Genomic DNA, 13,446 nt, shown 5'->3' on the forward strand with positions numbered 1-13,446 from the left:
GCTCGATGGCAAAAGGATCGGTCATGCCGATTCCCACGGGGCGGGCCCCGTGGGAGCCCTTTTGATTTTAAATGCTCGGGCGAAGTGAATTCGCCCCACGCCAAGGTTTTCGCCTGCGGCGAAAACGCTTGTACGCGCTGCGCGCGCCCCATCTGCGATGGGGCCCCCATCGCCGGCCCTATTTGACGGTCCAGGCCATGGGAATAAACAGCTTCGTAAACTGCTCGATGGCAAAAGGATCGGTCATGCCGGCGATGTAGTCGCACACGGCCCGGTCCACACCCTCCTCCAGGCGGATCTCCTGAAAGTCGGGGGGAAGCTCGTCCGGGTTTTTCTGGTAGTGCTCGAACAGCCGCCGGAGCATCTCCTGGGCCTTGCCCTCCTCGCCCTTGGCCAGGGGGTTGGTGTAGACGCTCTCGAACATGAACTCCCGCAGGGCGGCCATGGCCTCGCCCACCTCCGGGGACTGGCAGATGGCGTCCTGGTCCCGGCTGGCGGTGATCACGTCCTCCACCAGGGCGTTGATCCGCTCCCCGTGGGTGAAGCCCAGAATTTTGGAGATGGCCAGGGGGATGTCCATGGGGTAGATGATCCCGCCCCGGAGGGCGTCCTCAATGTCGTGGTTGATGTAGGCGATCTGGTCAGCCAGGCGGACCACCTGGCCCTCCAGGGTGGCGGCCTGCCGGCCCTTGGTGTGGCAGACGATGCCGTTGCGCACCTCCCAGGTGAGGTTCAGCCCCTCGCCCTCCTTTTCCAGCCGGTCCACCACCCGCAAAGACTGCTGGTAGTGGGCGAAGCCCCCGGGCATAATGGAGTTGAGCAGCCGCTCTCCGGCGTGGCCGAAGGGGGTGTGGCCCAGGTCGTGGCCCAGGGCGACGGCCTCGGTGAGGTCCTCGTTCAGGGAGAGGGCCCGGGCGATGGTCCGGGCGATGCGGTTGACCTCCAGGGTGTGGGTCATGCGGGTGCGGTAGTGGTCCCCCTCCGGCTGGAGGAATACCTGGGTCTTGTGCTTCAGCCTCCGGAAGGACTTGCTGTATACGATGCGGTCAATGTCCCGCTGGAAGCAGGTGCGGATGGAACACTCCTCCTCCGGGCGCTGGCGGCCGCGGCTGTCTTTGGCCTGACAGGCGCGGGGGCCCAGGAGGGACGCCTCCACCTGCTCCCGGTGTTCCCGGGGCGTCATAGGCAGAACCTCCTTTCCCACGGGCAAAAACCCTTCTACTACAATATACGAAAAAACAAGGGAATTTCCTTCTTGGTTCCGAAAAAAATTTGAAAATTTTTCGCCTCACTGACCGGAGCGGTCCCGCAGCCAGCTGGGCAGGTTCCGGGCCTTGATGCTGGAGACGATGCCCATGGCGGCGTACAGGGTGATGATAGAGGAGCCGCCGTAGCTGAAGAAGGGGAGGGTGAGGCCCATCACGGGGAAGACGAACAGGCACATCCCCACATTGGCCGCCACCTGAATGAGCAGCATACCCGCCATCCCCATGGCCACATAGGCGTGGAAGGGGGAGTTGGCGTTTCGGGCCACCCAGATGCACCGGAGGATGATGAGGGAGAGGAGGAGCAGCAGGGCCAGACAGCCCACCATGCCCAGCTCCTCGCCGCACACGGCGAAAATAAAGTCGGTGTCCCGGGCGGGGAGCGCGCCGGTGGTGGACTGGGTCATGCTCCCTTGCAGGTAGCCCTTGCCGAAGATCTGGCCGGAGCCGATGGCCAGGAGGGAGCGGGTCTGCTGGAGGCCCACCCCCAGGGGCTCAAAGCTGTGGTCAAAGAGTACCCGGATGCGCTTGATGAAATATACGCTGTCCCAGGCGGCTGTGTTGGGCAGCACAAAGATCCAGAGTACCGCAAAGCCAATGACAACGGCGCCGATTGCCAGCACGAACCAGCGCAGCTTCACCCCAGCGCTCCATGCCATGGTGACGAAAATAAAGGTATACACCACGCACATGCCCATGTCGCCGCACACGGCGGCGATGAGCCCCAGCATAAAGACGGTATAAGCGCCGATTTGGAGGACCGAGAGGACTGAGCCGATGTCCCGGCCCTGATCCTGAATCTTGGTAATCAACAGGGCCAGAAGAAGGATGAAGGGAATCTTATCAATCTCGTTGGGTTGAATGTTGATAGGGAGAAAAGGAAGGTCCAACCAGTTCCGGTTGCCGCCCACATTACTGCCAAAGGGAGTGAGCAGCAGCAGGATAAACAGGACGCTGCCCACAAAGAGCCACTTCCAGTTTTTCTCCACGAACAGCTGAAAGTCCACAAAGGTACAAAGGATATAGACCACCACCCCCAATAGGATGGCGATGATCTGGATGATCACCTCCCGGTCATTCTCATTGTACCGGGTGGCGGAATAGATCAGAGCCACGCCATAGGCGCTGGCCAGCAGACACAGGAGCAGAAGGAGCTTGTCCCCTTTTTTCCAGAACTCCTGAAGGGGGGAGAACAGGGTATTCACAGGTTCACCTCCGGTCAAATGGAATACGGCCCTATATTTTATCACTTTTTTGTGGAAAGGGGAAGGGTATCTGTGTTATAATCAAAAAGATTCTGAAAACATTTTGTGAACGCGGGGGAGATCCCATGGAGTATATTTCCAACAGCGCCCAGGAGACCGAGGCCCTGGGGGAGCGACTGGCCGCCCGGCTGCGGCCGGGGGACGTAATCGCCTACACCGGCGACCTGGGGGCGGGCAAGACCGCCTTTACCCGGGGGCTGGCCCGGGGTCTGGGGGTCATCGACCGGGTGACCAGCCCTACCTTTACCATTGTCAACGAGTACGAGGGGGGGCGGCTGCCCCTGTTCCACTTCGATTTGTACCGCATGGACTCCCCGGAGGAGCTCTTTGACATCGGCTGGGAGGACTACCTGGCCCGGGGCGGCGTGTGCGCCGTGGAGTGGAGCGAGCACGCCGAGGGCGCTTTTGAGGAGGAGCCCATCTGGGTGGACATCCGGCGGGGGGAGAGCGATGAGCAGAGGGTTATCTCCATCCGCAATGCTCCAGACCTTCTTTAAAAAGGAAGTTTGGAAAGAAATTTTGTGCGGGACGGCGTTTCACAAGGGTTTCGCCCTGCGGGGCGAGGTTCTTCTCTGTGATTCAAGGGGGAGTTTCGCCGCCTGCGGGCGGCGAGTGACTTTCTGGCCGTCCAGAAAGTCACCAAAGAACCGCTGGGGACGCGGCCGACGGGCACTTCGTGCCCATAGGACCGCTTTCCCCAGACCCCGTTTACGGGGGATGCGCACCTGCGAGTCGGCAGAAAATTTCCGGCGCGCAAAATCTGAGTGACTTTCTGCCTCTCCTTCCGGCCCACTGGGGCCTGACTGTTCCAAAATTGCGGCCAGTGCGGTTTCCCTTCCGCGCCTGGCTTTGCCGAGCCAACGCTCCCGGTGCGTATTTGGGAGGGAGCCCCAAGGGGCTCCCCTACCCAAATTCAGAAAAAGTGTCCTTGAAACCCGTAGGGGAGGGGCTCGCCCCTCCCGACGTTCCAAGATACGGCGGGCCGGTCTGGGACCGGCCCCTGCGAAATGGGGGACGGCTTCTGTGTTCGCCGTAGGGGCGGCTATCAGCCGCCCGAGCCTTCCCCTTTAGGGGCCGACTCCCCTTATCAAGGGGACGATTCCCCCTGGGGGGAAGGCTTATAAAAAGCAGACGGCGCAGCTCCCCCTTGAAAAAAGACAAAGAAGGAATACAACCATGAAAATTTTAGCCTTAGAATCCTCCGCCACCGCCTGCTCGGCGGCCCTGTGGGGGGAGGATGGGCTCATCGCCCAGAACTTTCAGAACAGCGGCCTCACCCACAGCCGCACCCTGCTGCCCATGGCCCGGGACCTGCTGAAAAACTGCGGGACCTCCCTGGAGGAGGTGGACGTGATCGCGGTGGCGGCGGGGCCGGGGTCCTTCACCGGACTGCGCATCGGGGTGGCCACCGCCAAGGGGTTATCTTGGGGGGCGGACAAGGACTGCGCGGCCTGCTCCACCCTGGAGTCCATGGCCTGGCCCCTGGCCTTTTATGAGGACGCGGTCATCGTGTGCGCCATGGACGCCCGGCGCAAGCAGGTGTATAACGCCCTGTTCCAGACCGGCGGGGAAAAGCTGGAGCGGCTGACCCCCGACCGTGCCATCTCCCTGGAGGAGCTGGGGGAGGAGCTGAAAAAAATCCAAAAACGGAAAATTGTCGTTGGAGACGGGGCCAAGCTGTGTTATAATACCCTTCGAGAGGCCGGGCTCCAGCTGGAGCTGGCCCCCGAGCCCCTGCGCATGCAGAGCGCGTGGGGGGTGGCCCGGGCAGCGGTGGAGCTGGCCCGGGCCGGAGAGCTGGTCAAAGGACAGGACCTGGTCCCGGTGTACCACCGCCTGTCTCAGGCGGAGCGGGAACGGCTGGAACGGGAGCGGCAGGGCCGCTGACCCAAGAAAATGAACCAAAGAAGGGGCTTGATTGCAATGTATGAAAATGACAGCAAAGTACATGTGTTAGACCATCCGCTGCTGCAGCACAAGCTGAGCATCCTCCGGGACGAGCGCACCGGCGTGAAGGAGTTCCGGGAGATCGTCTCCGAGATCGCCACCCTGGAGTGCTATGAGGCCACCCGGGACCTGCCCACGGAAGAGGTGGAGATCAAGACCCCCGTGGCCACCGGGACCTTCCGGGTGCTGGCCGGCAAGAAGCTGGCCATCGTCCCCATCCTGCGGGCCGGCCTGGGCATGGTGGAGGGTATCCTCACCCTGATCCCCTCGGCCAAGGTGGGCCACATCGGCCTGTACCGGGACCCGGAGACCCTGGCTCCCGTGGAGTACTACTGCAAGATGCCCAACGACATCGCCGAGCGGGACGTGATCGTCCTGGACCCCATGCTGGCCACCGGCGGCTCCGCCGTGGCGGCCATCCACTTTATGAAGAACTACGGCTGCAAGCACATCAAGCTCATGAACATCCTGGCCGCCCCCGAGGGCATCAAAGCCGTGCGGGAGGCCCACCCCGACGTGGACATCTACGTGGCCGGCGTGGACGAGAAGCTCAACGACCACGGCTACATCGTCCCCGGTCTGGGGGACGCCGGCGACCGGATCTTCGGCACCAAGTAAATTGCTTTGGACAACTACCAGCGGGGCGGACTTCTGCTCCGCTGGTAGTTTCTGCGTCTGGGAGCTGGACGCCCGCGCTCCTTCCAAAAGCAGGCGGTCCAAAATGCGCCTGTTGTCTTGAGTATTTCAAAGGAATGTGATAAAATACATGGTCAGCGTGTAGACTGTGAGAAGAAGGAATTCCAAATTTCCCAAGAACCAAATCAGGTATAAGGTGGTTGATACCATGAAAATTGTCGTACTGGCCGGCGGCCTGAGCCCGGAGCGGAACGTCTCCCTGTCCTCCGGCGCCATGGTGTGCGAGGCCCTGCGGTCCAAGGGGCACCGGACGGCCCTGGTGGACCTGTTTTTCGGCATGGAGGGGCGCGACCCCGCCGTGGACCCCTATGAGGCCCCCGTCCCCCAGGAGTTTAAAAAGGTGAGCCCTCAGGCCCCCGACCTGAACGAGGTGCGCCGGAGCCGGAAGGACCAGAGCCCCTCCGCCATCGGCCCCGGGGTGCTGGAGCTGTGCGCCGGAGCCGACGTGGTGTTCCTGGCCCTCCACGGCTCCTGCGGGGAGGACGGCCGCATCCAGGCCGCCCTGGACCTGCTGGGCGTGCCCTACACCGGGGCGGGCTGCCTGGCCTCCGCCATCGCCATGGACAAGGACATGACCAAGCGCCTGGTGTCCGGTCTGGTGACCACCCCCCGGTGGGAGACGGTCACCGTCACGGCGGACAACCTGGAGGAGCTGGTGGAGCAGACCCCTCTGCCCGCGGTGGTCAAGCCCATCGCCAGCGGCTCCTCCATCGGGGTGACCATCGCCCACGACCGGGCGGCCCTGCGCCGCGGCCTGGAGGAGAGCATGGCCCTGGGCGGCCGCACCGTCCTGGAGCAGTACATCAAGGGGCGGGAGATCCAGGTGGCCGTGCTGGACGGCAAGGCCCTGCCCTCCATTGAGATCATTCCCCAGGCGGACTTCTACGACTATGAGAACAAGTACCAGCCCGGCGCCGCCAAAGAGGTGTGCCCCTCGGAGATCCCCCCGGAGTGGGAGGAGAAGGTGGGCCAGGCGGCTCAGACCGTCTTCCAGGCCATCGGGCTGTCGGTGTACGCCCGGGCGGACTTCATCGTCACCCAGGACGGCACCCCCTACTTTTTGGAGATCAACACCCTGCCCGGCATGACCCCCACCAGCCTGGTGCCCCAGGAGGCGGCGGCGGTGGGCATTGACTACGCCGCGCTGTGCGAGACCATCGTGGAGGTCTCCCTCCGGGTGCGGAAGGAAGGAGCGTAACGGCCCATGGAAGCCATTACTCTGCGGGAGCTGCTGGAGGCGGTGGGGGGGACCCTCATCGGCCCGGCGGCCGGTCTGGAGCAGACGGTCTCCCATGTGGACACCGACAGCCGGAACATCCACCCCGGCTCCCTGTTCATCCCCCTGGTGGGGGAGCGCTTTGACGGCCACGCCTACATCAACTCCGCCCTGGAGGGGGGAGCGGCGGGCTGCCTCACCCAGCGGGAGCGGGAGAGCTATCGGGAGGACCGCTTTTATATTAAGGTAAAGGACACCCAGCGGGCCCTGCGGGACCTGGCCGCCTGGTACAAGGACCGCTTCCCCATCCCCTTCGTTGGGGTGACGGGCAGCGTGGGCAAGACCACCGCCAAGGATATGATCGCCGCCGTACTGGGGGTGAAGTACAAGGTCCTGAAGACCGAGGGCAACTTCAACAACAACATCGGCCTGCCCCTGACCCTGCTCCGCCTGGACCGCACCTACCAGATGGGGGTGCTGGAGATGGGAATGGACAAGTTCGGGGAGATCGACTACCTGGGGGACATCGTCCGGCCCGAAGTGGGGGTCATCACCAACATCGGCGACGCCCACATTGAGAAGCTGGGCAGCCGGGAGAACATCTTCAAGGCCAAGTGCGAGCTGCTGCCCCACATCCGGAAGGAGAACGGCCTGCTCATCCTCAACGCCGACGACGGGCTGCTGGTCACCCTCCGGGGGAACACCCCGGTAAAGACCGTCTTCTGCGGCAGGAGCGAGGGGGCGGAGTACCGGGCTCAGGTCACCGGCGGGGATGGGGTGAGTCACATCCACTGCCACCTCACCACCCCGGCCATGGACCGGGAGGTGAAGATCCCCGCCCTGGGGGAGCACATGATCTACCCCACCCTCATCGCCGCGGCGGTGGGGGAGCACTTCGGCCTCACCGCCTGCGAGATCGAGAAGGGGATCTCCCGCTTTGTCCCCACCCGCATGCGCATGAACCTGGTGCAGCGGGGGGAGAACATCACCATTCTGGACGACACCTACAACGCCAACCCCCAGTCCATGCGGGCGGCCATCCGGGTGCTCTCCGACAGCCACAGCAGCTATAAGGCCGCCGTGCTGGGGGATATGTTTGAGCTGGGGCCCTACTCGCCCGCCCTCCACACCGAGGTGGGGGAGTGCCTGGGCAAGCAGAACATCCACTGCCTGGTGGCGGTGGGGGACGAGGCCAGGCACATCGCCCAGGGGGCCAAGACAAGCGGCGTGCCCCAGGTCTATTACTGCAAAGACAAGGAGGAGGCCAAAAAAATCCTTCCGGAGATCGTCCGGCCGGACAGCACCATCCTGGTGAAAGCCTCCCGGGGCATGAAGATGGAGGAGCTGGTGGCCCGGCTGGTGGAGCTGACCCCTGAGGGGTAACAGGGCCCTTTACAAAGGAGGAGACCGGCATGAGAGCATGGACATGGAAAACGGCGGTCAAACTGACCGCCCTGATCTGCGGCATCCTGCTGCTGGGCTATTTCTTTCTCACCCCTATGGGAGCGCTGCGGCTGGCTGTGCTGTGGGGAGGACACCCCATCGTTGCGGCCACCATGCAGGTGCGGGAGGCTGTGCCGGAGGACGCTTTTTTGAAGTGGTTCGACAATCCGCCCAATACCACAATTTATCACATTGAGGACCCGGTCCCGGTGAGCCGTTTGACGCTGGTGCCCATGGAGAATTGGATTGTGACAGAGGTCGGTCCCTTCTACTGGGCGGACTACTATGGATATTGCTGAGAAATAACGCGACGAGGACACTATGATCGACATTTCAGTTTCCAACCTGGTGAAGGAGTTTGAGGTTGGACATAAAATTTTAGACGGACTTACCTTCCAGGTGGACACTGGGGAGCGGGTGGGTCTGCTGGGCCCCAACGGCTGCGGCAAGACCACCCTGCTCCGCATTCTCACGGGGGTCATGGACTATGACGAGGGGGATGTGGTCATTGCGCCGGGCAAGCGCATGGGTCTCATCTCCCAGATCCCCGTCTACCCGGCGGGGTACACCGTGGAGGATGTGCTGGCCACCGCCTTTGAGCCCCTGCGGGAGATGGAGCGGGAGATGGCCGCCCTGGCGGAGCAGATGGGGGAGGGGACCGACCCCGCCCTCCTGGCCCGGTACGACAAGCTCACCGCCGCCTTTGAGGCCGCCGGGGGCTATGAGACGGACACCAAGACCAACAAGGTGTGCAACGGCCTGACCATTCCCCAGAGCATGCGGGAGCAGCTCTTCGACAAGCTCTCCGGCGGGGAGAAGACGAGGGTGAACCTGGCCCGGCTCATTCTGGAGGACACGGACATCCTCCTGCTGGACGAGCCCACCAACCACCTGGACCTGCGGGCCACCGAGTGGCTGGAGGAGTACCTGGACAAGTTCAAGGGGACGGTGCTCACCGTCTCCCACGACCGGTACTTTCTGGACAAGGTGGTAAACCGCATCGTGGAGATCCAGGCTGGGAAGGCGGAGTTCTACTCCGGCAATTACAGCTTCTACGTGGTGGAGAAGGAGCGCCGGTACGAGGAGAAGCTCCGCCAGTACGAGAAGGAGCAGGCCAAGATCGAGCAGCTGGAGAAGGCCGCCGAGCAGATGCGGGTCTGGGCCTACTCCGGCATGGACAAGACCTTCAAGCGGGTCAAGTCCATGGAGAAGCGCATCGAGCGCATGCGCACCACCGACCGCCCCACCAGGGAGCGGAAGATGGAGGTCCGCTTCGGGGAGCGGGAGTTCCGGGGGGACGAGGTGCTCACCATCAAGGGGCTGACCAAGTCCTTCGGGGAGCGCACTCTGTTCTCCAACCTGAGTTTGGAGGTGGCGGGGGGCGAGCGCATCGCCCTGCTGGGAGACAACGGCAGCGGAAAGACCACACTCCTGAAGATTCTCCTGGGGGAGGAGGAGCCGGACGCCGGAAAGGTCCGCATGGGGCCGACTGTAAAGGTGGGTTACCTGCCCCAGCGCGTCCACTTTGACCACCCGGAGCGGAACCTGGTGGACACCCTCATTTACGAGCAGGACTGCACCGCCCAGACTGCCCGGAACCGGCTGGCGGCCTTTAAGTTCCGGGGGGAGGACGTGTTCAAGCCCGTGTCCGCCCTGTCCGGCGGGGAGCAGAGCCGCCTGCGGCTGTGCATGCTCATGGACGAGAAGATCAACCTCCTGATTTTGGACGAGCCCACCAACCACCTGGACATCCAGAGCCGGGAGTGGATCGAGGAGGCCGTGGAGGAGTACGAGGGCAACCTGCTCTTTGTCTCCCACGACCGCTATTTTATTGACCGCTTCGCCAGCCGCATCTGGATGCTGGAGGACGGACATATCACCGATTTCCGGGGAAATTATCAGGAGTACCAGGCGGCCCGGGCCCGGGGGGCGGCGGGCAAGTCTGCCTCCGACGTGCAGGTTTCCGTGGAGAAGGCCCCGGAGCCCAAGGAGAAGAAGGAGAAGCCCAAGCGCCCCGGCGGCACCAAGAACCTGGAGAAAGAGGTGACCGCCGCCGAGCGGGCGGTGGCCAAGGCGGAGGAGCAGATGTACGACCTGGAGCAGCAGATCCAGGAGGCCTCCGCCGACTATTTAAAACTCCAGGAGCTGTATGAGCAGCGGGAGGCCCTGGAGGAGGAAATTTTGAAGCTGTACGGCGCCTGGGAGACCCTGTCCGCCCAGCTGGAAGAGGCTCGGGGCTGAACAAGGCCCCAGGCCGTGGAGGGATGAGCCGATGAAATTACAGAGAAAACGTCCCTATGCCTATCGGGGCAAGCGCCGCATCACCTGGTGGAAGGCCCTGGCCGCCCTGGCGCTGGCCGGAATTTTGGTGTTTGCCGGACTGTTCGGCGCGGTGATGTACGGCTCCTACGACCACATCCAGGACGACCCCCAGGTGATGGTCGTTTTGGGCTGCCGTGTAATGCCGGAGGGGCACCCCTCCATTCTGCTCCAGGACCGGCTGGACACCGCCCTGGACTACTGGGAGGAGCACCCGGACGTCACCATCGTCACCTCCGGGGGCCAGGGGAGCAACGAGCCGGTCTCCGAGGCCCGGTGCATGGCCGACTATCTGATGGAGGGCGGCGTGCCGGAGGACCGGATTCTCCTGGAGGACCAGTCCCACAATACGAAAGAGAATTTCCTTTACAGCAAAGAGCTGCTGGCGGATGAGGGGATCGACGTGGGAGAGACGGACGTGCTGGTGGTCTCCAACGGCTTCCACCTCACCCGGGCCCGGATGCTGGCGGAGCGATTCGGATACGGGGAGGTCTCCACCCTGGCCGCCCCCACCTCCCACCTCCCGTCCAGGATTCAAATGTACATCCGGGAGCCGCTGGCCCTGGTCAAATCCTTCCTCCTGGACCGATAGGAGAACAGTCCCAGGTTGAGGCAAACAGGAGAAAAACGATGGAACGCTATCGTATACTGCCCATAACAGAGTGTTACGGCGGGATGGAGCACCGCCTGTACCCGGTGGTGCTGTTTGGCCCGGAGGACGCGGTCCTGGTGGACTGCGGCTATCCAGGATGCTCCGCCGCTCTGGAGGAGGCGCTGACCCAGGCGGGCGTCCGGCCGGAGCAGCTGACCAAGCTGCTGCTGACCCACCAGGACGACGACCACATGGGGGCGGCTTTTGAGCTGGTCCAACGATATCCCCGGCTCCAGGTGGCCGCTTCCAGGACCGAGCGCCCCTTCCTTTCCGGAGAGAAAAAGAACCTGCGCTTGGAGCAGGCGGAACAGCTCCAGGAGCACCTTCCGGAGGAGCAGAAGGCCTTTGGCCTCCAGTTCTGCCAGCGGCTCCGGGCGGCCCGGCCGGTGAAGGTGGACCTGGAGGTGGAGGAGGGGGACTGGTTCCCCTGGGCCGGCGGGTGCCGGGTCCTGGCCACCCCGGGACACACCCCGGGGCATATCTCCCTCTACCTGGAGCAGGAGCAGGTGCTGATTACCGGAGACGCCGCCGTGGCGGAGGGGGGGCGGCTGGAGGTGGCCAATCCCCAGTTCTGCCTGGACCCGGAGCAGGCGGAGCGCTCCCTGGAGCGGCTCCGGGGCGTCCCCTGCGCCCGGTATATTTGCTACCACGGAGGCGTGCTGGAGAAGGGGTGACGTTCCCTTTCCGCCGGGGATTCCGCCGTCTGCGGACGGCGGGCGGCCCGGTGTGCCGCCCTACGTCGTTTTGCGTGTAAGCGGAACAGGCCGTGTCCTACAAAAGAAGATTCCCCCAGGGCGGGCGGGTGAGGACACCCGCCCCTACGGCGGATGTAGAAACGTTCTGTCCTTTCGTAGGGGCCGGACACTGGCCGGCCCGCGGGCGCATATCATGCGCCCGCCCGTATACGCTCCAGGAACGATAGCCCGGTAAAGTCAGGCGCAGCTGTGGGACCGCACCAGCGGCAATTTTTGCAACCCCAGGGCCCAGTGGCCCGGAAGAAATTGCGGAAAGCTACTCAAATTTTGCGCGACGAAAATTCGGCACAACCGATCAGTAGGGCGTCCCCCGTAACGGGGTCCGGGGTGCAGTGACTATGAGCACGAAGTGCTCATCGGAGCGAACCCCGGGGGCGTTTTGCCTTCTTTTTCGCCATGGAAAAAGAAGGTCGCCGCCCGCAGGCGGCGAAATCCCCCGCAAAGAACCAAATGAAAGGAACAAGCCTATGCTGGACAAGCTGGCGGCCATTGAGGCCAAATACAGTCAAATCGAGGCCCGCCTGGCCGCCCCGGAGACCTACGACGATCCCGCCCAGGTGGCCAAGCTGAACAAGGAGCAGAACGAGCTCGCTCCGGTGGTGGAGACCTACCGGCAGTACCTGCGGGCCCAGGCGCAGAAGGAGGAGTCCGAGGCACTCCTGTCCGACCCGGAGATGAAGGAGCTGGCCCAGGAGGAGTTTCACCAGGCCAAGGCCGACCTGGAGCGGCTGGAGCAGGAGCTGCAGATCCTGCTTCTCCCCAAGGACCCCAACGACGGGAAAAACGTCATCATGGAGATCCGGGCCGGAGTGGGGGGCGAGGAGGCCGCCCTGTTCGCCCACTCCCTGTACCGTATGTACTCCATGTACGCCGAGTCCCGCCGGTGGAAGACCGAGATCAACAGCGTCAACGAGACGGAGCTGGGCGGCGTGAAGGAGATCTCCTTTACTATCGAGGGGGAGGGGGTCTACTCCCGCCTGAAGTTTGAGAGCGGGGTCCACCGGGTCCAGCGGGTGCCGGAGACCGAGTCGGGCGGCCGGGTCCACACCTCCACCGCCACGGTGGCGGTGCTGCCTGAGATGGAGGAGGTGGACGTGCAGCTTGACCCGGCGGACGTGGAGATGCAGGTGTTCCGGGCCTCGGGAGCCGGCGGCCAGCACGTGAACAAGACCTCGTCGGCGGTGCGGCTCATTCACAAGCCCACCGGCATGGTGGTGGAGTGCCAGCAGGAGCGCAGCCAGTTCCAGAACCGGGACAAGGCCATGCGCATCCTGGCCTCCCGGCTGTACGAGGCGGAACAGGAGAAGATCGCCGGGGAGTTCACCGCCGAGCGGCGCAGCCAGGTGGGCACCGGCATGCGCAACGAGCGCATCCGCACCTATAACTTCCCCCAGGGCCGGGTGACCGACCACCGCATCGGCTTGACGCTGTACAAAATTGAGAGTATCATGGACGGCGGCCTGGACGAGGTCATCGACGCCCTGGTCACCGCCGACCGGGCGGAACGCCTCAAGTCGGAACAGACCGAATAAGCTGTGGTTCAAACTCGAACACTGTCAAAGTAGCAGACCTTCAAAAGACAATTCTTCATTCTTAATTCTTAATTCAAAAAGATTGGAGCGTAATTATGGACCTTTATATTCACTATACAGAACTGCCCCAGGGCAAGGAGCTGGCCGACATCGTGGGCGAGCTCAACGAGGTGCTGGACGAGCACGGGGCCGTGTGCGGCGGCGCCGCCGGGCGCATCGACCTGGACCTGGAGGACGAGCGCATCAACCCCAAGTACGCCCAGATCGCGGTGAAGAGCTACCTCCAGCGCTCGGGCTTTTCCAAGGACACCGCCATCGAGATCGGCGGCATGGAGATCGGCATTTACGAGTGAGGT

The 13,446-nt window shown here is 63.4% G+C and carries 13 protein-coding genes; 11 read left to right on the forward strand and 2 right to left on the reverse strand.

Annotated features, from left to right (window positions below; all coding sequences use genetic code 11):
* Nucleotides 1–178: 178 nt before the first annotated feature.
* Together B5F19_RS03685 and B5F19_RS03690 are read right to left on the reverse strand one after the other, a co-directional pair.
* Nucleotides 179–1,183, reverse strand: a complete 1,005-nt coding sequence (locus tag B5F19_RS03685; RefSeq protein WP_087288116.1) for a deoxyguanosinetriphosphate triphosphohydrolase — start codon at nt 1,181–1,183, stop codon at nt 179–181.
* 105 nt (nt 1,184–1,288) lie between these two features.
* Nucleotides 1,289–2,470 (reverse strand): FtsW/RodA/SpoVE family cell cycle protein, encoded by a 1,182-nt coding sequence (locus tag B5F19_RS03690; RefSeq protein ID WP_087288118.1) that lies wholly within the window; start codon nt 2,468–2,470, stop codon nt 1,289–1,291.
* 125 nt (nt 2,471–2,595) lie between these two features.
* Here B5F19_RS03690 and tsaE point away from each other — a divergent pair, with 125 nt between their 5' ends.
* From tsaE to B5F19_RS03745, 11 genes are all read left to right on the forward strand, one after another.
* Nucleotides 2,596–3,027, forward strand: a complete 432-nt coding sequence (gene tsaE, locus B5F19_RS03695; RefSeq protein WP_087288120.1) for a tRNA (adenosine(37)-N6)-threonylcarbamoyltransferase complex ATPase subunit type 1 TsaE — start codon at nt 2,596–2,598, stop codon at nt 3,025–3,027.
* 679 nt (nt 3,028–3,706) lie between these two features.
* Nucleotides 3,707–4,417: a tRNA (adenosine(37)-N6)-threonylcarbamoyltransferase complex dimerization subunit type 1 TsaB gene (gene tsaB, locus B5F19_RS03700; protein ID WP_087288122.1), complete on the forward strand. Its 711-nt coding sequence runs from the start codon at nt 3,707–3,709 to the stop codon at nt 4,415–4,417.
* A 36-nt stretch (nt 4,418–4,453) separates the two neighbouring features.
* Nucleotides 4,454–5,095 (forward strand): uracil phosphoribosyltransferase, encoded by a 642-nt coding sequence (gene upp / locus B5F19_RS03705; RefSeq protein ID WP_087288124.1) that lies wholly within the window; start codon nt 4,454–4,456, stop codon nt 5,093–5,095.
* A 226-nt stretch (nt 5,096–5,321) separates the two neighbouring features.
* Nucleotides 5,322–6,371 (forward strand): D-alanine--D-alanine ligase, encoded by a 1,050-nt coding sequence (locus tag B5F19_RS03710; RefSeq protein ID WP_087288126.1) that lies wholly within the window; start codon nt 5,322–5,324, stop codon nt 6,369–6,371.
* Between the two features lie 6 nt (nt 6,372–6,377).
* Entirely contained in the window at nt 6,378–7,772 is a 1,395-nt protein-coding gene (murF, locus tag B5F19_RS03715; protein WP_087288128.1) for a UDP-N-acetylmuramoyl-tripeptide--D-alanyl-D-alanine ligase, read from the forward strand.
* Between the two features lie 29 nt (nt 7,773–7,801).
* Nucleotides 7,802–8,131 carry a hypothetical protein gene (locus tag B5F19_RS03720; protein ID WP_087288130.1) on the forward strand — a complete coding sequence of 110 codons (330 nt, stop codon included), beginning with the start codon at nt 7,802–7,804 and terminating at the stop codon, nt 8,129–8,131.
* 22 nt (nt 8,132–8,153) lie between these two features.
* Nucleotides 8,154–10,073, forward strand: coding sequence for a ribosomal protection-like ABC-F family protein (gene abc-f, locus B5F19_RS03725; RefSeq protein ID WP_087288132.1), 1,920 nt, complete (start codon nt 8,154–8,156; stop codon nt 10,071–10,073).
* 31 nt (nt 10,074–10,104) lie between these two features.
* Nucleotides 10,105–10,743, forward strand: coding sequence for a YdcF family protein (locus tag B5F19_RS03730; protein WP_087288134.1), 639 nt, complete (start codon nt 10,105–10,107; stop codon nt 10,741–10,743).
* A 38-nt stretch (nt 10,744–10,781) separates the two neighbouring features.
* Nucleotides 10,782–11,477, forward strand: a complete 696-nt coding sequence (locus B5F19_RS03735; protein ID WP_087288135.1) for an MBL fold metallo-hydrolase — start codon at nt 10,782–10,784, stop codon at nt 11,475–11,477.
* A gap of 548 nt (nt 11,478–12,025) precedes the next feature.
* Complete coding sequence (gene prfA / locus B5F19_RS03740) at nt 12,026–13,090, forward strand: peptide chain release factor 1 (protein WP_087288138.1); 1,065 nt, start codon at nt 12,026–12,028, stop codon at nt 13,088–13,090.
* A gap of 95 nt (nt 13,091–13,185) precedes the next feature.
* Complete coding sequence (locus B5F19_RS03745; RefSeq protein WP_087288140.1) at nt 13,186–13,443, forward strand: hypothetical protein; 258 nt, start codon at nt 13,186–13,188, stop codon at nt 13,441–13,443.
* The last annotated feature ends 3 nt before the right edge of the window (nt 13,444–13,446 follow it).

The organism is Pseudoflavonifractor sp. An184, assembly GCF_002160305.1.
Classification (GTDB): domain Bacteria; phylum Bacillota; class Clostridia; order Oscillospirales; family Oscillospiraceae; genus Lawsonibacter; species Lawsonibacter pullicola.